We start from the raw sequence: 22,229 nt of genomic DNA, 5'->3' as shown, positions 1-22,229 counted from the left end.
ATAACTAATTGAAATATAACTTAATAGGACTTTTATTTGTTTTTAAAAGCATGTTATTAATTTGCAAAAAGCCTGTTTATTCGGTTTTCTTACTTTATATTTGCGGAGTTTTTTAAAAAGTATAGAAATTCTATTATATGTCTGAAAAAGGAATTGTTAAGTGGCTTTTGATAGCTATTGTGTTTATTTGTTTGCTTCAATTTATTTATTATATACCTACTAATAAAGTAGAGCGACAAGCGGAAGAGTATGCTCAGGAACAGGGTATTGGTATAACAGATGAAAATTCAAAATCAGCTGCTATTAAAGCAGGTAGGATTCATTTTTTAGATTCTGTCTCTAGTTTAAAAATATTCAGCATCCCTTTAATTAAGGAATATACATATGCTGATTTAAAAAAGCAACAACTTGCTTTAGGTCTGGATTTGAAAGGGGGTATGAGTACTATTTTACAGATTGATTTAAGTGAACTTTTAGTCTCGCTTTCTGGTAATAGTACAGATCCTGCTTTTAAAGCTGCTTTATCAAAGGCAACAGAAAGAATGAAATCAAGTCAATCTGATTATATCAGTTTGTTTGTAGAAGAATTTCAAAAAGAATCTGGTGGAAAAAAATTAGCTTCTATTTTTTCAAGAGGAGCTTCCATTAAAGACCGTATAAAGTTTGAAACTCCGGATATCGATGTCGCCCGAATTCTTCGTGAAATTGCAAATGAAACGGTTGATTTAACCTTTAAAAGATTAAAAGATCGGATTGATAAATTAGGGGTAACACAACCCAATGTATCTTTAGATAAAGCGCGCGATATGATTATCGTGGAATTACCAGGTATTGACAACCCAGAACGTGCACGTAAATATCTTCAAGCAAGTGCAAAATTAGAATTTTGGGAAATTTATAGAAATATTGATCCAGGTGTTTATGAAGCTATTGTAAATGTTGATAAAAAATTAAAAGCACTTGAGAAGGGTGATACCTCTTCTGTAGCAAAAGATGAATATAAATTAAAAGACAAAATCGAGTACAAAAGAGATTCATTAGGAAATGTGCTGGATTCAAGTATAGTCGGGACAGATACTATTAGACAACAAGACACACCATTAGATAGAGGTCCGTTGTTGAGAATTTTTACGCCTGCCAGTTCAGCTGCAGGGGGTTATGCAATTTTGGGAACCGTTGAAAAAGCAAATCGGAAACGATTCCTGGAATTGGTAAATATGCCAGAAGTAAAACCATTTTTACCTATAGATTTGGAGTTTAAAATAGATGCAAAACCTTTTAAACTTCCTAATGAAGCACAAGCTTCTACAGCGTATAGTGTTTACGCAATAAAAAAGAAACCAGGGAGCTCAAATGCTCCTCTTGATGGTGAACGTATTGTTCGGGCTAGTGCAAATCCTGATAATCTTACCGGGGAGGTCGTTGTAAGCCTTGCTATGGATAATAAAGGTGCAAAAGCATGGGGTGAATTGACAACGCGTGCTGCTAATGACAATAAACGTGAAATCGCTATTTTACTAGATGATGAAGTCGTTTCTTGCCCAAGTGTAAGAGAGCCTATTCTCGGAGGAAGCTCTCAGATCTCAGGTAATTTTACAATTGATGAAGCAAAAGATTTAGCAAATATTCTACAAGTAGGAAAATTACCAGCAAAAACTAAAATTGTTCAGGAATCTTTAGTTGGCCCTTCGTTAGGTAAAGAAAATATTAGTAAATCCCTTTGGTCGACACTAGGAGGCTTCTTCTTAGTGCTTTTATTCATGGTGGTTTATTATACAGGAGGAGGCTTTGTATCTATAATTGCAATGTTCCTAAACGTATTATTCATATTAGCCACGCTAGCTTCATTTGGTACAGTCTTGACTTTACCCGGTATTGCTGGTTTAGTACTTACTATGGGTATTGCAGTAGATGCAAACGTGATTATTTATGAACGAATAAAAGAAGAACTGGCAGCAGGGAGATCCTATTTAGAATCCATAAAGCACGGATATCTCAACTCCTATTCAGCAATTATTGATTCTCACGTTACCAATTTACTGACTTGTGTTGTCTTATTTATATATGGTCTTGGACCCATTAAAGGATTTGCAATCGTTTTAATTATTGGTATTATTTTCTCTTTGTTTACCTCTGTATTAGTCTCCAGATTAATTGTTGATTGGTGGACTGGGAAAGGTAAAACAATGGGATTTTCAAGCGAATTTACAGCGCATGCATTTAAAAATATTAAAGTGGATTGGGTAGGCTTTAGAAAATATGCTTATATATTTTCTCTCGTATTGATTATCATCAGTTTTGTTTCATTTTTTACAAGGGGATTTGAATTAGGTGTTGAGTTTAAAGGAGGCTATTCCTATAATGTATCTTTTGATAGAGCAGTCGATGCGGATGTACTCCGAAATACTTTGACCAAAACATTTGAAGGGAATCCTGTAGTGAAAAGTGTGGATACTAAGAATACATTTAATATTACGACATCCTATATGATTAATGAATCTGGAGATGATGCAGTTTTAAAAGTAAATCAAAAATTATTTGAAGGCATAAAAGAAGTTTTGGGCAATGATCTGACCTATGAACAATTTATGAATCATGATACAAAAGGGACACATGTTGTTTCTTTTAGTCAGGTTGGGCCGGTTATCGCCGACGATATAAAGTCAAGTGCTTATAAATCTATTATTATTGCGCTCTTCGTTATTTTTATTTACATCTTTTTCAGATTTTATAAATGGCAATACAGTTTGGGTGCAATTGTGGCACTTTTCCATGATACCATCGTTGTATTAGGCGCCTTCTCTTTATTTCATGGTATTTTACCGTTCTCAATGGAAGTGGATCAAACATTAATTGCTGCTGTACTTACAGTAATTGGTTATTCTATGAACGATACTGTTATAGTCTTTGACCGGATTAAGGAATTTTTAAGTATGGATAGTCAAAAGACGGATCGGGAATTAGTAAATGAAGCAATTAATACAACCTTATCGCGAACTATTAATACATCCTTAGCTACGATTCTTACGATTATAATCTTATTCTTCTTTGGAGGAGCTAGTACAAAAGGATTTTGTTTCGCTATTATAGTAGGTATTATTATTGGAACATTTTCATCTATTTGTGTAGCAATGCCTGTAGTAATTGACTTTACTAAGAATTTGCGTTATGCAGCTAAAAAAGTTACTTCTAAAGTAACGAAACAAGTAGCCAAAGTATAATCATAATATATAAAATATTAAACGCCTTTCAAATAGCTATTTGAAAGGCGTTTTTATTTATACAATAAGTATATTTGTTGCGTTATATTAAAATGAGACATTTTTTACTTTATACTGTTATTTTTCTTGCCTCTTGTTCTTATCAAATTAAAGTAAAAACTGGAGACCAGGCATTTTCAAATAAACAGTATAATGTCGCGATACTCTTTTATAAGGAGGAATTAAACCAATCGACCAATCAGAAGCAAAATGCTCTACAATCTTTTCGGATTGGACAATGTTATAAATATGTGAGTGATTTTGAACAATCTTTAAAATGGTTTAAGAAAGCATATGATTTAAATTATGGATTGAAGGCATTGGAAGAATATGCAAATGCTTTAAAAAATAATGGAGAATATGAAGCAGCTATAAGTGCTTTTCAGGAACTTTCTCAAGAATTAGATAACCCTTCTGAATATCGTAAGGAAATTGCAATCTGTAAATTAAATATTGAGTGGAAACGTCAACAAAATGAATATTATTTCAAACTAACAAAATTGGCAGTTTTAAATGATCAGGGATCTGATTACTCACCAGTTGTCGACAATAAAGGCAATTTTTATTTTGTGTCCGATCGATTTTCTGAAGACAAAGGAAGAAATCAAAAATTTGCATGGTCTGGTAGATCCTATTCTGATATCTTGCAATGCACGAATAAAACAATAAGTCCTTTCCATTTAAATATAAATTCAGCAGCAAATGAAGGTTCCTTTTGTTTTGATTCAAAAATGCAAACCATTTATTTCACGAGATGCGGTGGATTAAATCAATTGCAAGATTATTGCAATCTATTTTACGCTAGTTTTAAAGAGGGTAATTGGTCGAAAGCTGAGTGGTTAGATTTTGGATTTGAGTCCTGTAATATAATGCATCCTGCGCTTCATAAATCAGATTCTATTCTGGTTTTTAGTTCGAATGTTGTCGGAGGAATCGGGCAATATGATTTATATGTTACTTTTTTACGTAATGATGCTTGGTCCATACCAATCAATTTAGGGGAGACTATAAATTCACCATTAGACGAAAAGTTTCCAGTTTGGAATCAAGATACTCTATATTTTAGTAGCAATGGTTGGCCTGGTTTAGGAGGATTAGATATCTTCAAATCATATAAATCAACAGACCAACTGTGGCAACCAGCAATTAATTTGAAACCAAATCTAAATTCAGAGGCCGATGATTTTGGATATTTTATTGATACTAGCTTTGTGATGAATGATTCTGTATTTTTAAAAGGGTACCTGAGTTCAAATCGTAATGAAACTAATGACGATGAGATTTATTTAGTCGAATTGAAGAAACGACTTGATTTGAAACCCAAAGAAAAGGAGAAAAAATTTCAATGGGAAGTTCAGCTAAATATACAATTTGTTAGTCATGAATCCTATAAGCAAAAGGAAAAATTATTTTTGGACTCTGTGGATTTAATAGAAAAAATATCTAAGAATTCAATTAATACAAAATCCAGAAGTAAAATTAATTTGAAAGTATTACCAGGCGAAAATTATACATTTTTAGCATCGAGAAAAAATTATCTAAATCGGGAATTTAAATTTTCAACGCCTGTGCAACCAGAGTTAACAAAAGATAGTTTGTTTATATTAGATCTTGAGGTTGAATTGATACCTATAGTATTTGATGAAGAATTTATTTTGGAAGAATTATATTATGATTTTGATAAATGGGAAATAAGGGCAGACGCAATCTCCGCATTGGAAAAATTAAAGACGGTATTATTTACGAATCCTGGTATAAAAATTGAATTAGGTTCTCATACAGATTGCAGAGGTGACGATGTTTATAATTTTGAATTGTCTGAAAAACGAGCAAAATCTGCAACAGATTGGTTAGTCAATAATGGGATTCAAGCAAACCGTCTTCAGTATAAAGGGTATGGGGAGTTTGATATGGCCATTTCTTGTGAATGCAATGCTTGTACGGAAGATCAGCATCAAAAAAACAGACGAACTACTTTTAAGATTGTTAAATAATGTGTCTTAGAATTAAGTAAAGAGCACCACTGATTAAAATCGTTGCAGGTAAAGTTAAAACCCAAGCTAGAATAATACTTTTTACAGTTCCTTTTTGTAGATTTTTAATGCCTTTTGTCGCTACCATAGCTCCGGCAACTCCAGAAGATAAAACATGTGTAGTAGAAACAGGTAAACCTAATCCAGAAGCAAGTCCAATGGTGCTTGAAGCTACAATTTCAGCAGATGCACCTTCAGCAAATGTCATATGTCGCTTGCCAATTTTTTCGCCAATAGTGACAACAATTCTTCGCCAACCAACCATAGTTCCAATTCCTAATGATAATGAAATAATCAAAATCACCCAAGCAGGCACGTGAGATGTAAAATGATTGAGTTCATAAATACCTTCTTTTATTAGCTTTTGATTTTCTGGTTTACTAATTAAATTAGGTTCAGCTAAAATTACTTTTAATTCTTTAGAAAGAACACTCATTTGCTTTCTAGCGATCATGAGTTGGCGGCCTTGCGTTACATCCAGTTCATCCATATATTTTTCAAATCTTTCTAATTTATCAGCACTAGCGCATAATGTGCGCTCCATTTCATAGTTGTAAGTGGATTCTCGATTAAAACTTTCCTTCATTTTAGAAAGTGTCTGTTTAAATTCATTAGGTTTAAAGTCAGGGGAAAGCGCAAATTGAATCGGCATAAATGCCATTAGTACGATAAGCATTAAACCAACACCTTTTTGCCCATCATTACTACCGTGGAAAAAGCTGACCAATGTGCAGGTACAAATTAAAATAAATCGCAACCAGGGTGGTGGTGGCTCATTATTTTCTGGCTCTTTAAAAATCGTTTTATCTTTTATAAAGGATTTTAAAATAAACATAAGAGCAATTGCCATTGTAAATCCAAAAATTGGAGACACCAATAAAGAATTTCCAATTTTTAAAGCTTCACTCCAATTAACACCCACCTTATTGCCACTTTCAGGTAATAGTGAAAATACGATGCCGACTCCTAATAAGGAACCAATCATAGTATGAGAGCTAGAACAAGGAATACCATAATACCATGTCCCTAGGTTCCAGAGAATAGCCCCTATTAATGCAGATACGATCATAGCAATTGCTTCATTAATATTTTGAGACAATACAGACTCAAGAGGTAACAGGGAAGCAATTTTGCTTGCTACAGCCATTCCAAATAAATAAGAGCTGGTCAACACACCTAAAAAATTCATAATACCAGACCAAATGACTGCCGGTATAGGCTTAAGGCTTTTTGTATAAATCACGGTGGCTACCGCATTGGCGGTATCATGAAAGCCATTAACAAATTCAAAAATACAGACAGTTAAAATGCATAGAATACATAAAATTGCCAAAGTTCCATGAATATCCAAATCAATTCCCAACATAAGAATGGTTTAAGTATAAGGGTTTCGTAAATTTACACGGATTATCTGATTTTGAACAATTAGATAGCTGAATTTCAAAAACATACATTTCAAACCGAATTAAGCAAATTTGTTATTTTACTAAACGAAAATGAATATTTTTAAATTTGTCATCAAGATTGTTGTTCTGTTAGTATTGATTGCATTGCAACAAGGGCTTGGCTCTGAATTACTTAAGTCATTATTAGCAAATTCCAGTATAGTACATTCCTTGATTAGTTTTCTTATTTTCTGGACTTCTATAAATTTAGTCATTCGTTTTTGCCAATTTATTTATCGAAAACGAAAAAAGTTTGGACATAAATATTCTGACAATGTAATTATTGGTTTGCAAAATATATATTACTTACTGAGTGGAATAGGTGTTGCAGTTATGGTATTAGGCTTTTTTGGCTTTCATTTTCATGAATTGCTAACATCTCTAAGTATTGTGGCAGCAGCTATTGCAATTATTTCTAAAGAACTAGTTACAGATGTCATTTGTGGGTTTAATATTAGCTTTTCAAGAGAATTAGCTATCGGCGACTATGTTAGAATTGGGGATCAAAAAGGAAAAGTTGTTGATCTAAATATACATAAAATAGTATTGCAAAATGATGAAGATGATATTATCTATATTGCGAATACCAAAGCCTATTACAGTGACATTGTAAATTTTACACAAAAGGAAATCAGGAAATACAATTTAGATTTTATAATAGCAAATTCAGTAAATTTATCTAAAGCTGAAATTGAAGCAAAAATTAATGAAGTATTATATATTTATTCGCCGCATTATGAAGCGAAATCAAGTAATTTCAGAATTGCCAATTTGGGAAAGGATGAAGTGCGTTATAAACTTCAGTTTAAATTAATTCGGATCGATCCGGTTTTAGAGCAAGAAATTAAAGCAAATATATTAAATGAAATTCATAAAATGATCCAGCGCAAAGTATTTGATGCCTCATTATAAAACAGATCAAGCAATAATACTTTTTATGAAATGATTGAAAGTGATTTGTTTAAATTTAAGAAATTATTTGAATCACTCAGCTTCGGTGTCGGGTAACAATATAAACACCCGTGAATGTAACAAGTGCACCAATGATAATGTAAATATTAAGAGATTCATTTAAAATAAAGGTTCCTAATAAAATAGCAATAATTGGATTAATATAAGTATGAATACTAACTAAAGTTACAGGCAAGTGATTTAATGCATAGATATAGCAGGAATATGCGACCAGTGATCCAATAATTATGGTGTATGCCCAGATCATTAAATGGCTTTGTTCAATCTGAAATCCTAAGGGCTTTTCGATAATCAAGGAAAGAATAAACACAGGAATTCCACCTATAAACATTTGAAAGCCTGCAGACATAAATGGAGGGTAGGTATTTTTATGTAACTTACTATAAACAGAACCAAATGCCCACGCAATTACAGATGCCATCGTAAATAAGATTCCAATTATAGAACTCTTTCCAGGATGTGTCCCAATTTTTTGAAGGCAAATAATAATGATTCCTAATGTGCCTAAACATAATCCAATCCAAGTCCATCGAGAAATGGAATGACTAGATTTTAAGATGGACATTAAAAATGCAATTAAAATAGGGGAGAACGTTGCAAGTATTGCTGAAATTCCACTATCAATATATTGAAGTCCGAATATGCCTAATCCATTGCCACAGCTTATTAATAAAAAGCCTAAGATGGTTTGCATATATAAAAAATTTTTATCAGGCCATTTTTCACCTTTGATAATAATAAGAAATGCAATTAAAATAGATCCTGCAATTAATTGTCGAATAGAAGTAAAAAACAAAGGTGGCATTTGGGTTACTCCTAATTTATTAACTAAATATGTAGTTCCCCAAATAATGCAAACGAGCACTAATGCCAGATAAGCTTTTTGGTTTGGATTCGTATTTGGCATTTAGAGTTCTGCAATTTCTATGATCAATTGATCTAAAGATTCATGGATATGAAGTTGACAAGCCAGTCGACTATTTTCTTTACTGTTGATAAGTGAATCTAGTAATTGTTCTTCAGCATTATTTTTATTAGGCAATTTATGGCTTGAAAGAATGTATATATGACAGGAAGCGCACAACGCCATTCCTCCGCAGGTACCTAATATTGGAAGCTCTGCGGCGCGTAGCATTTCCATGAGAGAATATGCAGGATCATTAGGAAGTTCAATTATATGATCTGTTTTACTTCTATCGCGAATATAAATATTTATAAACTCCATGTGCGGTCTTGCAACTAAAAGTGAATTGAATTAAATACTATTTATTCCAGTCACAGTAGTGTATTTAAAGCTTGGTTTTTTTCCTTTGTTTACAATTTTATATGCAGATTGCATCATTAATGTTGCTTCATGAAATCCACATAATATAAGTTTTAATTTTCCAGAATAACTATTAATATCACCGATTGCATAAATACCATCAATATTTGTACTATAATCTAAAGTATTAACATCGATAGCATTTTTATCTACATTGAGACCCCAATTTGCTATCGGGCCAAGTTTCGGACTTAATCCAAACAAGGGAATTAGATAATCAGTTTCTAGTATAACTTCTGATTCTTTTGTTTTTATTGTTATTGACTCTAATTTATGCAAGCCATTAATTTTTTCAAGTTCAGAACTAAGGTAAAGTTTTAGTTTTTTTTCAGCTACTAATTGTTCGATTTTCGAAACCGATTCTGGTGCTGCTCTGAATTCAGAACGTCGATGTACTAATGTTAGGTCTGATGTTAAATTTGCCAAATAAATACACCAGTCGAGAGCTGAATCTCCTCCTCCTGCAATAATTACTCTTTTATTTTGATATTTAATTGGATCCTTGATAATATAATCGATACCCCTATTTTCATAGTATTCTATATTCTCAATTTCAGGCTTTCGCGGTTCAAAACATCCAAGTCCACCTGCAATAGCAATTACTTTTGCGTTAATTGTAGTGTTTAAATTTGTTGTTATTTCAAAGGAACTATCTTCTAATTTAATAATGTTCTCTGCACGCTCACCAAGTGTAAAGCCTGGATGAAATGGTTCTATTTGTTTCATTAAATTATCTACCAAGTCTTTTGCTAATATTTCTGGATATCCAGGGATATCATAAATTGGTTTTTTAGGATAAATTTCGGCTAATTGTCCACCGGGAACAGCCAGATAATCAATCAAATGACAACGCATTTTAAGTAATCCAGCTTCAAAAACTGCAAATAATCCGCAAGGTCCGGCACCAATAATAGCGATGTCTGTTACAATTTTCATAAGAACGCCGCAAAGCTAATTAAAAATTAAGCTTTTTATTGAATCTGAAGGATTTCTGCCTGGTATTCTGGTCTCCAATTCCTCTTCATCCTACTTTCAAAATAGAATTATTGATCACACAAATTCATAGCTGTTTGTTTATATTAAATCGAAAATCCAGCTTGCGTTCAAATATTATTGAAAAATATAGTTAAAAATTTTATAATCTTTGTTAAACCAATACACTTAAGAGAAGTCTTATATGTAATTGAATAATTTTTAATCATTAAGTAAAATTCGTTGTCTTATGGATAGAAGGACCACAATTAGAAAATTCCTCGGAGTAGAGACTGCCGCTACAGTTGGCAATCGGTTACAGGAAGATTCTTTGCCCTTGGGTGCAGGGTTAAGCCCATATGCCGGTACTTGGAACTATGCAAACGCCGCTCATTTATTGCGCAGAGCTATGTTTGGCCCAAGTCACGACCAGATTTTACAGGCTGTTTCAGATGGTCTGGATAAAACACTTGACAAATTGCTTCAGTCACAAGCTTTGCCACCCGCACCAGTAATTTATACGGATACCCCGGATGATCCTGATCTAAATAAAGGGGATGTTTGGGTAAGAGCTAAATTGAATCCAGGAATTCAAGCAAATGTCCAATCAAAGCAGAATTCTTTAACAGCTTGGCTTATGGAGCAAATTTTCAATGAAAACGTTTCATTAATTGAAAAAATGACTTTGTTCTGGCATAATCATTTTGTGGTTTCTGAAGTTTATGATCCTCGTTACAATTATGAATATATTTCTTTGCTTAGATCCAATTGCCTAGGAAATTTTAAAGCACTAACAGAACTTATAACCGTTGATAAAGCCATGCTGGTTTATCTAAATGGGGTTCAAAATACGAAAATAGCTCCTAATGAGAATTTTGCCAGAGAATTAATGGAGTTATTTACTTTAGGAAAAGGGGAGTTAGCAGGCCCTGGAGATTATACCACATTTACGGAAATAGATGTATTAGCTTTTGCGAAAGCACTTACGGGTTGGGTAATTAAATCAGACAGACAAAATGAATCTTTTTACCCTTATGCTGATTTTAATCCTAACCTTCATGATACGACCGTAAAACTATTATCTGCAAGATTTCCTGGTATCAGTATTTCTAATGGAGGTAAGGATGAATACAAGCAAGTAATTAATGCAATTTTTACAAAACCAGAAGCTGCGACTTTTATTTGCAGAAAATTGTATCGTTATTTTGTATATTATAAAGTAAATGCAAGTATTGAAACAGATATCGTAAATGGACTTGCGGATATTTTAACTGCAAACAACTTTGATATTGCGCCTGTAGTTCGGGCATTACTTGCCAGCGATCATTTCTATACTCAAGAGGCATTGGGCGCTATGATTCGCCCTCCGTATGAGTTTGTGTTTAATACTTTAAAAACAATGAAGTTTAAGCCGCCCACTGATCTTGAGGAAAAATATAATGTATTCCTCTATTTATACCGTGGTACTATGGGTATGCAACAAGTGTATTTTGATATTCCAAGTGTAGCTGGATGGACTCCTTATTATCAAGAGCCAAGTTTTCATGAAATTTGGGTAAATTCTGTAACCCTTCCAATCCGCAATACATTCACATCCGGAATGGCTACTAAAACAGTTCGAATAAGAAATGCAAATGGACTCTTTGGATTAGACCTTGTTGCATATGTTAGTGCATTCTCAAATCCTGCGGATGCAACGAAGTTAATATCAGACATTACCACACATTTGTTGCCTCAAACTATTTTTCAAAATCAATTAGATTTTTTAAAAAATAAATTATTAGGCACCAATACGGAAGCTCAATGGGCTACGATGTGGAATAATTACAGTTCAAATCCAACAAATGCACAAGCAAAAACAGTCGTTGAAACAAGGCTTAAACCGCTGTTTGTGTCCTTATTATCTATGCCTGAATATTATTTAAGTTAATCTAAAAAATCGTTCTATATGAAAAGAAGGACCTTTCTTCAGGTAAGTTCACTGGCCACTGTGCCCATGCTTATAAATGGTATTCCAGTTAGTGCTGTAGCCAGAAATTCATTTTTAGATTTTGTAAGTCCGGAAAATGACAAAATCCTGGTATTAATTCAAATGACTGGAGGTAATGATGGTTTAAATATGGTGTTACCATTAGATCAATATTCAAATTTAGCAATTGCGAGAAGTAAAATAATGATCAAAGAAAGTCTTGGTCTAAAATTGCGGGATGATCTTGCTTTGCACCCTTCGATGACAAGTCTAAAGAGTTTGTTTGATGCTGCTAAAGTTAAATTGATTCAATCTGTTGGTTATCCTAATCAAAATAGATCGCATTTTAGATCAACAGATATTTGGACTTCAGGATCCAGTGCAGAACAAGTAGAAACTACAGGATGGCTAGGTAGATATTATGTGCAAAATCATGCAGATTATCCTACCGGATATCCTAGCGCTCAAGTTCCAGACCCTCTGGCAATAACTATAGGTTCGTTGGTTTCCCAAACTTGCCAGGGGCCAATAGCAAATTTTAGTCTTGCGATTAATGATCCTGCAACTTTAGCACAGATAGCCGAACCTGCATTTCCTTCATCAATTCCAGCAACTAATTATGGAAATGAGTTGAAATATTTGATGGAAACATTAAAGCAAACAAATGATTATACAGATGTTATAAAAGATGCTTTTACAAATGCTGGAGGTACCATTGCCACAACTGGGAATCGGCTCTTAGATCAACTAAATATTGTTGCTCAATTGATTAAAGGGGGCATGAAAACCAAAGTGTATGTAGTTCAAGTAGGAGGATTTGATACGCATGCAAATCAATGTGATCCTGCGGATCATGAAATTGGTGTCCATGCTGATTTATTAAAACAAGTATCTGATGCAATTGCTGGTTTCCAAACTGAAATCGAAAAATCTGGAAATCAAAAAAGAGTGCTTGGTATGACATTTTCTGAGTTCGGAAGACGTATCAAAGCAAATGATTCTACAGGTTGTGATCATGGTTCTGCTGCACCAATGTTTTTATTTGGTAATTGTGTAAATCCAGGGATTCTTGGTAATAATCCAACAATTAATGCAAGTGTAACAAATGATGAAGGCGTAGCAATGCAATATGACTTTAGATCTGTCTATGCTTCTATATTGATAGATTGGTTCGAAGTAGAACCAGCAGTCGTAAGTCAGATTTTATTTAAAGATTTTCAGAAATTACCGGTAATCGAAGGATGCTCACCTACATCAGTAAGCGATTACGATAGGGATTTTGCATTAAGTTTTGAGGCTTATCCTAATCCAGCTCAAGAATCTACACAGATTAAATTTGAAAGTAACGATGAGTATATTAGGGTCACCGTATTTGATAGTATTGGTTCTGAAATCAAAGTCTTACAATCTGGTAGAATGCTGAGGGGAGCTCATGTAATTGATATGGATCTATCTGATTTACAAAGCGGAAATTATTTTATCCGAATTGCTTCAGAAAGTGCCCAGAAAACAAAAGCGCTTATAAAATTATAGAATAATTTAAGTTTTTAAAGAAAGCTCATGCAGTTTAAGTATTGCATGAGTTTTTTTTTGTTCCTATTGTTGAAGTAGCTTAATATTGCACCATATTTTAAAACAATGACTGTTAAAAAGCCTAGCCTTTTAGTATTAGCTGCCGGCATGGGGAGCCGTTACGGTGGACTTAAACAACTTGACTCTTTTGGACCTAATGGGGAAACGATTATAGATTATTCAATTTTTGATGCAATTGAAGTCGGATTTGAAAAGATCGTTTTCGTAATTAGAAAATCTTTTGCAATCGATTTTATAAACCGAATGGAAAATCGATGGAGCGATAAAATAGAGATGGATTTTGTATATCAAGAATTAGATATACTTCCTATGGGTTTTAGCTGTCCTGTCCAACGAACTAAACCTTGGGGAACCGGCCATGCAGTTTGGGTGGCGAAAGAAGCAATAAATGGTCCCTTTGGTGTGATTAATGCTGACGACTTTTATGGCAGAGATGCGATGCATGTTCTTTATAATTATTTGAATCAAGAAAATAATTACGCCGTTGTAGCTTATTCTCTACAAAACACATTGTCAGATTATGGCGCAGTTAATAGAGGAGTTTGTGAAATAAATCAACAAGGATATTTGTCCAAGGTTATAGAATGTAAAAATATAATTCGGGATGAAGTGATTTATTATTTACAAGATGAAGCTAAGCATATTTTACGGCCAGACACATTGGTCTCGATGAATATGTGGGGCTTTCAGAATTCTTATTTTAATTGGGCAGAACACTTTTTTATCGAATTTCTTAGAAAACATCAAAATACTGAAAATTCAGAATTTTATATTCCAGAATTAATTCAGTTTCAAATTGATCATAATAACCTAAAAGTGAATGTTTTACATTCAAATTCTAACTGGATTGGCGTAACTTATAAGGAAGATAAAGAAATGGTTGCAATAGCATTTAACAAATTAATTGAAGCTGGGAAGTATCCTTTTAAACTATGATCTATACCGATTCATTTTAAATATTTGAATTTTTATAATATGTGCTTTATATTTGATTTTAATTTGCATGATATAATGCAATTTGAAGTCTTTTATGCAGCCAGCGTTTCAATTTAAATTTCAAGTTTTATCAATTCTTATATTCTGCCAGTTTGTAGCCTTTTCTCAAACTATTTTAAGTCCTGAAAACAAGTTAAGTAATGATATAATTTGTGAGTCGGATAAATATAAAAGTCAAATAGAATCCTATACCTCTCAATTTTATAGTTCACTAAAAGATCATTTAAAAAGTCGTTCAAATAATGGCAATTTTGAATTGCATATTTATGTTGATACAAGTTACGAACGCAAACGGACAGGTTCTTACAATAAGAATGACAGTGTTGTAAATTATCTTAAGGTATTAGTAGATAGTATTCGCGGAATGTTTGATTCCTCTGCACCCAATTGGGATTTTGGAACTGACATTGACTTTGTTTTTTTTGATGGAGCAACACCGTTTTCGTATGGGATTAGTACAGTTGAAACCCTGATCAATTTTACAAATTGGTTAGATATAAATGGTTTTCCAGGAAACGATGATAATTATATTTTATATACCGGACACTATACCAATGTTGGTGTTTCGTTTTTAGGTGTTTTATGTGCACCGGCAATAGCACTGGTAGGGTTTGTATCCAATTTTAATTCAAATGTGGATTTATCGAGCCACGAATGGATAGGTCATAGTTGTAATTCCAATCATTATAACACGGAACCGAATATTATGAATTCAATTGCTTCAAGGCCTTGGAATACAGCAAGTTTGCAAGTCATTGAAGATTTTTTAGAGATTCAAACCTGTGTAGAAAATATTCAGGCACCATTAGCTTTTACCTTCGAAGCGTTTGAAATTGATTTAATGGGGGATATTGTAAAATTATATTGGTCATTTAATTCAGATATTCCAATTCAATATTTTGAAATTGAACAAAAGACACAGAATACTAACTGGAAACAAATAGCGAATATTAATAACTTAAAGGGTCAATATCAATATTTTAAAAATCAATTATTTGAACCAGATACGTATTATTATCGAATAAAAACTTATCTGGAAGACTTATCAGTTGTTCAATCTGAAATCAAAGCAGTTCATTTTAAAACCAATGAATCTCTTCGTATTGTTGATTTCAAACTTATTAATTCTGAACAAAAAAAATATATCATTTATGATGCCTTAGGTAGAATTATGATGCAATCAAATATTAAGTATTTTGATTTAAAACAATTAAATTTTGTTGGTTTAATATTTATAAGTTCAGGGCAGCAAAAAATCAGCTTTGTACTTTAATTTTATAGAACTGGATAATGTCAAATGTCAATCGCTAAACTAATCATTCTGCTTGGTTGTGTGCTTATAATCTTGGGCCTTTTTTGGAATAATTTTCTAAAAATATTTAGTTGGTTTGGGAATCTACCCGGAGATATTAAATGGGAAAATGAGCAGTCAAAATTTTATTTTCCTTTAGTAAGCATGTTACTCATTAGTTTGCTTCTAAATTTGATTCTTTATATTTATAGAATTTTAGCCAAATAGTTTACCAGGCAATTGGATCTTCTTTAGATTTTTCTTCTTCTTTTAAATTTTCCCATTCTTCATCTCGTTTGGCAAATGCATCATAATCAAAATCCGGTAAATAATTAGTTTTGATTTGATCAACAACTTCTTGTAAGTTTTCTATAAAACGATTAAAGTCTTCTTTATAAATGAAAATTTTATGCCTTTCATATCCATCTCCATTGAATTTTCGAGTGCTTTCTGTAATAGATATGAAAAAGTCCTCCGACTTTGTTTTGCGAATATCAAAGAAATAAGTTCTTCTCTTACCAGCACGAAGCTTTTTTGAAAATATATTTTCAATATGTTTCTCGTTTTCCACAGAATTGGATTTTGTTAATACTTATGTAAAAATACGTTAATTTTCGAAACTATCAAAAGTCGTTTTTATTTTCAATTGCATACAATTGAGAAAATAATCCTGGTTTTTCAATCAATTCTTGGAAACTACCATGATCCACTAAGCTGCCATGATCAAAGACAAAAATATGGTCCATCCGTTGGGTTTGTTTAAGCCTTTGAGTTATAAGGATTAAGGTTTTTCCAGATAATTCTTGCTCCAGGTGATTTAGAATCAGTTGTTCAGTTTCCGAATCAACCGCTGACAAACAATCATCTAGAATAATTATCGAGGATGATTTGGCCATTGCACGGGCCAAACTAATGCGTTGTTTTTGACCTCCAGACAGGTTCACTCCACGTTCTCCCAGGATGCTATGGTAAGATTCAGGCAGGTCTTGAATTTCTTTATGAACTTCAGAAATTATAGCGGCATGTTCAATTTTTTGATCTGAAAGCGCTTCAATTCCAAAAGCAATATTTTCTTTAATGGAAGAAGAAAATAAAAATACATCTTGGGGTACATAAGCTATAGCAGCTCTTAATGCGTCTGGACTGAAGCTTTTCAAATTGATTCCTCCAATAGATATTTTACCCTCTGTTGGGTCATATAAGCGAATCAGTAATTCAGCAATCGTGGATTTTCCAGCAGCTGTCTTACCAATTATCGCGATTTTTGAGCCTGGTTTTATTTGAAGATTTAAATCTTTAACGGCTTCAATGCCAGACTCAGGATATGTAAATGAGACATGATCAAATGTAATTGTTAAATCTTCAACAGGGTTTGTGATTTTTTCTGGAGGAAGGATGCTAGATTGAGTTTCTAAAAAAGCATTGATTCGTTTTTGCGAAGCTTCTGCCTGTTGAACGATAGAAGCACACCAACCTAAAGCCGAAACAGGCCAAGTAAGCATATTTACATAAATTACAAATTCAGCAATATTCCCTGCAGTAACAGTCCCATTATAAACATTTAATCCCCCAATATAGATTGTGATTAAAGTGCTTAAGCCAATCAATAGCAGCATAGAGGGAAAAAATAAAGCATCAATTTTTGCTAAGCCCAATATTGAATTCCTGTAGGTAAGAGAATTGCGCTCTAAATCATGCTTCCAATTATCTTCCATTGCATAAGATTTAATAATGCGAATACCACTGAATGATTCTTGACAGATGGTTGTTAATTTCGCAAGTTGCCTTTGTATAACTTCACTTTTTTTATTAATTTTATTGCTAACCCAATAAATAATTATGGAAAGCACAGGCAATGGTAATAAGGTATAAAGGGATAATAAAAAGTTTACTTTAAACATCGTAAAGATTACAATCACAACCAAACTAACTAGATTGATACCATATAATATGGCAGGTCCCAAATACATTCTTACTTTATTTACATCTTCCGTAATTCTTGACATTAAATCACCTGTTTTATTCTTTTTATAAAAGTTTAGATCAAGTTTAAGATAATGTTGAAATACTTCTTTCCTTAAATCGTATTCAATGAGCCTGGACATTACAATTATTGTTTGCCGCATCATAAACATAAATATTCCCATGAGTATGGCAAATCCAAAAATATACAATCCAAATTTCATCAATTGTTGACTAAGTTCAGAGGCATTTGCTGAGGTTTGGTCGGATTTAAGATATTCTAAAATTTTATTTAAAGCTTCCCGAATTGCCTGAGGTTGTAAAACTCGAAAAATATTTGAAAGAATCACAAATAGGATTCCCAACAAGAGTTTTTGTTTATACTTTAAAAAATAATGGTTGAGTGTAAAAAGATGCCTCAAAATGATAGATTTAAAATGTAAAGCTAAGCCAGATTCAAATATTTATGGCGTTTGATTTTATACTATCTTTAGGTTTTATTTATGAATATGAGTAGAAGGATTACTTTAGATGAATTTATTGTCCAGAATCAGGCGCTACAGGATAGTGCATCTGGTGAGTTTACAGGTTTATTGAGACATATTGGTATTGCAGCTAAAATTGTCAATAGGGTAGTGAATAAGGCCGGCTTGATGGATATTTTAGGGGAAGATGGTAATTTAAATTCTAGTGGAGATACGGTCCAAAAACTGGATATTTATGCAAACGATTTAATGATTGAATATTTACGGAATTCAGGACTCTGTGCAGGGGTTGCATCGGAAGAATTGGATGAATTTATTTCATTTACTACGAATTCAAATCATAGAAATAAATATATTGTTGTTATTGATCCGTTGGATGGATCTTCTAATATTGATGTGAACATAAGTGTAGGTACAATATTTGGTATTTACAAAAGATTAACGGCAGAGGATCAAGCCTTGGAGTTGGATGATTTTTTGCAAAAAGGAACGGAGCAAGTAGCTGCTGGATATATACTTTACGGTACTTCAACAATGCTAATTTATACTTCAGGATATGGGGTCAATGGCTTTACATACGATCGTGGTATTGGAGAATTTTGTTTAAGCCATAAGAATATGCGAATTCCTGAATCTGGAAACAACTATTCCATAAATCAAGGTTATTATCGCCAGTTTAATTCCGGGATTCAGCAATTTTTAAATCAATGTGCAGATCACAATATGATGTTGAGATATATCGGCTCTATGGTAGCGGATGTGCATAGAACCATTTGTTTAGGAGGGGTTTTTCTTTATCCACAAACTATTAAAAATCCTCAAGGCAAACTGCGGATGCTATATGAATGTAGTCCTATAAGTTTTGTAGTGGAACAAGCGGGCGGAATGAGTGTTGATGAATCGGGTAAAAGAATTATGGATACTTCAATCACTTCGCTTCATCAAAGATCTTCCATTATTATCGGTTCTGTTGATAATGTAAAGGAAGTTTTAAAATTTATTTAGTATAATTTTATTAATCAAAACGGATATAAGGTCCAGCTTTGGAAATAAAAGCGCTATCCATTCCTTCAATTTTGGCAAGTTGATTTATGTTTTCGATCAAATTATGCTGCTTAATATAATTTGTAATTAATTTTGCCTTGTGATAACCAAAATAAGGATGTGTTTTTAATTGATCATATTCTATTTCATTTATAGAAATTTTTCTTATTGGTTCTTGTATTGTTAATTGAGGCCTTAAGATGGATAAAATACTATCTTGAATCCCATATACTTCTAGCAATTGCTCCGTTTTTATAAATCCACCTAATAGGATTCTATATTTTATTATCCGATTTGCTAATTTTTCACCTATGAAAGGTAATTTAATAAGTTCATCTTCCGTGGCAATATTGATATCAATAATGCTTTTAATTCGGATGTTTGTTTTAAATACTGGTGTAATTTTATTATTAGGGATGGCTATAGAATCTTTAATTCGGGCATAAATCGATTCATCCATTCCATAAATTCTCGAAAATTGTTCATCGGATTTTATTTTACCGCCGGCATTCAAATATTTTTGTAAATTTTGATAAACTTTGATTGGGATTCCTAATTTTATTGCATCACCAGCGCTCAAAGTATTCGGATCAAAAGAAAATAGTTTAATTTCATTTTTAGTGAGCTGATTTCTTTTTTTTAAATTCAAATTCGATTCCATCCAGGAGTTAGTGCTTTGTTTATTATTCTTACTAAGGGTGTCATTTTGAGAGCGTATTTCCAATTTATTAATTTTTGTACTGTTAGCTGTTTGTGAAGAATCCGGAAATACATACTGATAAAACCACGGAATAAAGAGCAGAGAAAATAAAACAAGGAGAAGAAGATATACACCAATTCGCTCGTGTTTAGACAAATAAAAGGAATCAAATTCATTCTTCTTCATAGCTTATAAGATTTAATATTTGTGGACCATAAGTGCTAATGTATGCATCAGAAATTTGTTGACATTCTATAACAGTTTTTCTTGAATTATTTAAATTCAATAATGGGTCACTATTGATTTTAAATGGATGATCATATTCAAGTATCGAGGATCTGTTAATGGGGCAAAATTCAAAATTAGAACTATTATTTTGCGTTGTTGTGTGGATCCAAAATTTATCAAGTTTGTAGACTTTTAATATTTGATTTAAATTTTCAATTTCTTGTTCAGCAATGATATTTGATACTAAGTTGGAGCTTCTTAATTTTAGCATTAGCTTACTTGTTGGATTCGTGGTGTAGATTGTTCTACCTATCCTTAAATCAAATTGCAAAGTACTTTTTTCCTTATAGAGAATGAGCTGACTGCTATTTTCAAGATTAACAAAACGAATGGCTAGTATTATTGGAATAAGCAAGGACAAAGTAAGTCCAACGAAGTAGTACTTTTGATTTTTATATTGCATTCCAAAAAATATTAGAATGCAGATAATTGTATATGCTATTATTTGTTCAGGATAAAGCCACAAATTTTGTAGCACGGAGCTAGGGATTTTTCTTATGTAATATAGTCCATTCATTCCGATATCACAGAGTAGCGAAGCAAGTAAACCAATTTTTAATGAAATCAATGGAAGAAAAGAAGAGGTGATGATAAGTATCAAGCCAATGATCATAAGGATAAATGATAAGGGTATCCAGAGAAGATTTGAAAACAAGAAGTATAAAGGGAATTGTTGAAAATAGTAAATGCTTATAGGTGTAACAAGAAATTGCACGGATATGGAAACGGATATTAGTTCCCATAATTTAGATGTAATAAAATTGCCTGGAACATATAATCTTTGGATGTATGGATTGAATAATAAGATGCTCAGAACTGCGAAAAACGATAATTGAAATCCAACATCATATAAGGTACATGGATCATAATAGAGCATTACAAAGCTGCATCCGAATAAGCTATTTACAGAGTCTGTTTCACGGCCTAGAAGTTTTCCAAATTCCATAAAACTAAGCATGATTGCAGCTCTAAGCACCGAAGCGCTCAAACCTGTAATGAAGGCAAAAAGCCATATGCTTATAATAATTCCTAGAAAAGCTATGATTTTATAATTTAATGCCGGAAAAAAACGGAATACTTTGAATGCTTGGAATAATAAGATATAGAGAATTCCTAAATGGAGTCCTGAAACGGCTAAAATATGGGCTGTACCTGTAGAAATAAAAGCTTCTTTGATGGTCGCATCTAATTGTTGCTTTTCACCTATCAGCAACGAGATTAATAAAAATGCATTTGAAGAATCCGGAATGTTTTGAAGAAATCGAAGTTTAATTTTATCAGCTATTATTTGTGAAGTATTTTGCAATGATAATTGCTTACTCTTTGATATTTGGACAACAGAATCCGTAAGTATCCCATGATATTGTATATGACTTTTTAATAGATACTCATTATAAGCAGAGAAGTATCTCGAATTATAGGACTTAATTTTATGTAAAGTGAATGCGCATTTTAAGGTATCATTGTAGAAGAGTTTTTCTGTTAGATACCGTGTTGGTATTTTGATTCTGCAAGCCTGTAGTTTATTTCCAATTTGTAGGTTCCCATCAATTATGTTCAGGTTATTAAATGTTTGTGATTTAATTACATGAATTGTTTGGTTTTCTAAATTTGTATTGTCTGAAATTTCTTGATTTGTATGTTTTTCATTTAAGTGTTGAAGCTTTCGCGAGCTGAATACCAGAATTGCAAACAAGAATAAGGATAAATATGCTTTTTTCTTTTGATACCATAGCGAAATAAGGAATAAAACCAGGACAATGATGAAAGGATAAAATTTGTTTATTTCAATATTGAAAAAGCAATATTCAACCAAGCTGTAGACGATGGCAGAAAGTATACTCAATATAATAAATGGTCGGGCAAGGGTATACTCGATCATAATGTTCTCTAGT

The 22,229-nt window shown here is 32.6% G+C and carries 17 protein-coding genes; 9 read left to right on the top strand and 8 right to left on the bottom strand.

From position 1 onward, the window contains the following. Window positions 1-137: 137 nt before the first annotated feature. Together secDF and IPO86_11225 are read left to right on the top strand one after the other, a co-directional pair. Entirely contained in the window at window positions 138-3,221 is a 3,084-nt protein-coding gene (secDF, locus tag IPO86_11230; GenBank protein MBK9728682.1) for a protein translocase subunit SecDF, read from the top strand. A gap of 92 nt (window positions 3,222-3,313) precedes the next feature. Continuing rightward, window positions 3,314-5,254 (top strand): OmpA family protein, encoded by a 1,941-nt coding sequence (locus IPO86_11225; protein ID MBK9728681.1) that lies wholly within the window; start codon window positions 3,314-3,316, stop codon window positions 5,252-5,254. On the opposite strand, the gene IPO86_11220 is transcribed toward IPO86_11225, so the two are convergent. After that, window positions 5,247-6,659 (bottom strand): inorganic phosphate transporter, encoded by a 1,413-nt coding sequence (locus tag IPO86_11220; protein MBK9728680.1) that lies wholly within the window; start codon window positions 6,657-6,659, stop codon window positions 5,247-5,249. The two genes, IPO86_11225 and IPO86_11220, sit on opposite strands and share 8 nt — an antisense overlap. Window positions 6,660-6,789: 130 nt before the next feature. Between IPO86_11220 and IPO86_11215 the strand changes: the two genes are divergently transcribed. Continuing rightward, window positions 6,790-7,650 carry a mechanosensitive ion channel gene (locus IPO86_11215; GenBank protein MBK9728679.1) on the top strand — a complete coding sequence of 287 codons (861 nt, stop codon included), beginning with the start codon at window positions 6,790-6,792 and terminating at the stop codon, window positions 7,648-7,650. A gap of 76 nt (window positions 7,651-7,726) precedes the next feature. Here the strand turns inward: IPO86_11215 and IPO86_11210 are convergent, their stop codons facing one another. The 3 genes from IPO86_11210 to IPO86_11200 are packed head-to-tail and all read right to left on the bottom strand — an operon-like array spanning window position 7,727 to window position 9,970. Next, window positions 7,727-8,617, bottom strand: a complete 891-nt coding sequence (locus IPO86_11210; GenBank protein ID MBK9728678.1) for an EamA family transporter — start codon at window positions 8,615-8,617, stop codon at window positions 7,727-7,729. After that, window positions 8,618-8,935 carry a 2Fe-2S iron-sulfur cluster binding domain-containing protein gene (locus IPO86_11205; GenBank protein MBK9728677.1) on the bottom strand — a complete coding sequence of 106 codons (318 nt, stop codon included), beginning with the start codon at window positions 8,933-8,935 and terminating at the stop codon, window positions 8,618-8,620. A gap of 30 nt (window positions 8,936-8,965) precedes the next feature. After that, window positions 8,966-9,970 carry an NAD(P)/FAD-dependent oxidoreductase gene (locus tag IPO86_11200; protein MBK9728676.1) on the bottom strand — a complete coding sequence of 335 codons (1,005 nt, stop codon included), beginning with the start codon at window positions 9,968-9,970 and terminating at the stop codon, window positions 8,966-8,968. Between the two features lie 286 nt (window positions 9,971-10,256). Between IPO86_11200 and IPO86_11195 the strand changes: the two genes are divergently transcribed. The 5 genes from IPO86_11195 (at window position 10,257) to IPO86_11175 (ending at window position 16,083) form a co-directional block, all read left to right on the top strand. Beyond that, window positions 10,257-11,936: a DUF1800 domain-containing protein gene (locus IPO86_11195; protein ID MBK9728675.1), complete on the top strand. Its 1,680-nt coding sequence runs from the start codon at window positions 10,257-10,259 to the stop codon at window positions 11,934-11,936. An 18-nt stretch (window positions 11,937-11,954) separates the two neighbouring features. Then, on the top strand, window positions 11,955-13,508 hold the full coding sequence (locus IPO86_11190) for a DUF1501 domain-containing protein (protein MBK9728674.1): 1,554 nt from the start codon (window positions 11,955-11,957) through the stop codon (window positions 13,506-13,508). Between the two features lie 105 nt (window positions 13,509-13,613). Next, a complete protein-coding gene (locus IPO86_11185; protein MBK9728673.1) occupies window positions 13,614-14,504 on the top strand; it encodes a nucleotidyltransferase in 891 nt (296 codons plus the stop codon). Between the two features lie 94 nt (window positions 14,505-14,598). Continuing rightward, on the top strand, window positions 14,599-15,837 hold the full coding sequence (locus IPO86_11180; protein MBK9728672.1) for a hypothetical protein: 1,239 nt from the start codon (window positions 14,599-14,601) through the stop codon (window positions 15,835-15,837). Window positions 15,838-15,861: 24 nt separating this feature from the next. Further along, window positions 15,862-16,083 (top strand): DUF2905 domain-containing protein, encoded by a 222-nt coding sequence (locus IPO86_11175; protein MBK9728671.1) that lies wholly within the window; start codon window positions 15,862-15,864, stop codon window positions 16,081-16,083. Window position 16,084: 1 nt separating this feature from the next. On the opposite strand, the gene IPO86_11170 is transcribed toward IPO86_11175, so the two are convergent. Together IPO86_11170 and IPO86_11165 are read right to left on the bottom strand one after the other, a co-directional pair. Then, on the bottom strand, window positions 16,085-16,426 hold the full coding sequence (locus tag IPO86_11170) for a DUF3276 family protein (GenBank protein ID MBK9728670.1): 342 nt from the start codon (window positions 16,424-16,426) through the stop codon (window positions 16,085-16,087). Between the two features lie 52 nt (window positions 16,427-16,478). Beyond that, complete coding sequence (locus tag IPO86_11165; GenBank protein ID MBK9728669.1) at window positions 16,479-18,239, bottom strand: ABC transporter ATP-binding protein; 1,761 nt, start codon at window positions 18,237-18,239, stop codon at window positions 16,479-16,481. Window positions 18,240-18,326: 87 nt separating this feature from the next. Here IPO86_11165 and fbp point away from each other — a divergent pair, with 87 nt between their 5' ends. Next, entirely contained in the window at window positions 18,327-19,307 is a 981-nt protein-coding gene (gene fbp, locus IPO86_11160) for a class 1 fructose-bisphosphatase (GenBank protein MBK9728668.1), read from the top strand. Between the two features lie 10 nt (window positions 19,308-19,317). Here the strand turns inward: fbp and IPO86_11155 are convergent, their stop codons facing one another. Both IPO86_11155 and IPO86_11150 read right to left on the bottom strand, forming a co-directional pair. After that, window positions 19,318-20,232: a helix-hairpin-helix domain-containing protein gene (locus IPO86_11155; GenBank protein MBK9728667.1), complete on the bottom strand. Its 915-nt coding sequence runs from the start codon at window positions 20,230-20,232 to the stop codon at window positions 19,318-19,320. Beyond that, complete coding sequence (locus tag IPO86_11150; protein MBK9728666.1) at window positions 20,219-22,216, bottom strand: ComEC/Rec2 family competence protein; 1,998 nt, start codon at window positions 22,214-22,216, stop codon at window positions 20,219-20,221. Before IPO86_11150 ends, IPO86_11155 begins: the two co-directional genes overlap by 14 nt. Window positions 22,217-22,229: the final 13 nt, after the last annotated feature.

It is taken from the genome of Saprospiraceae bacterium, assembly GCA_016717265.1.
GTDB lineage: Bacteria > Bacteroidota > Bacteroidia > Chitinophagales > Saprospiraceae > Vicinibacter.
The sequence above is the reverse complement of the archived record's forward strand: the minus strand, read 5'-3'. Positions and strand labels throughout refer to the sequence as shown.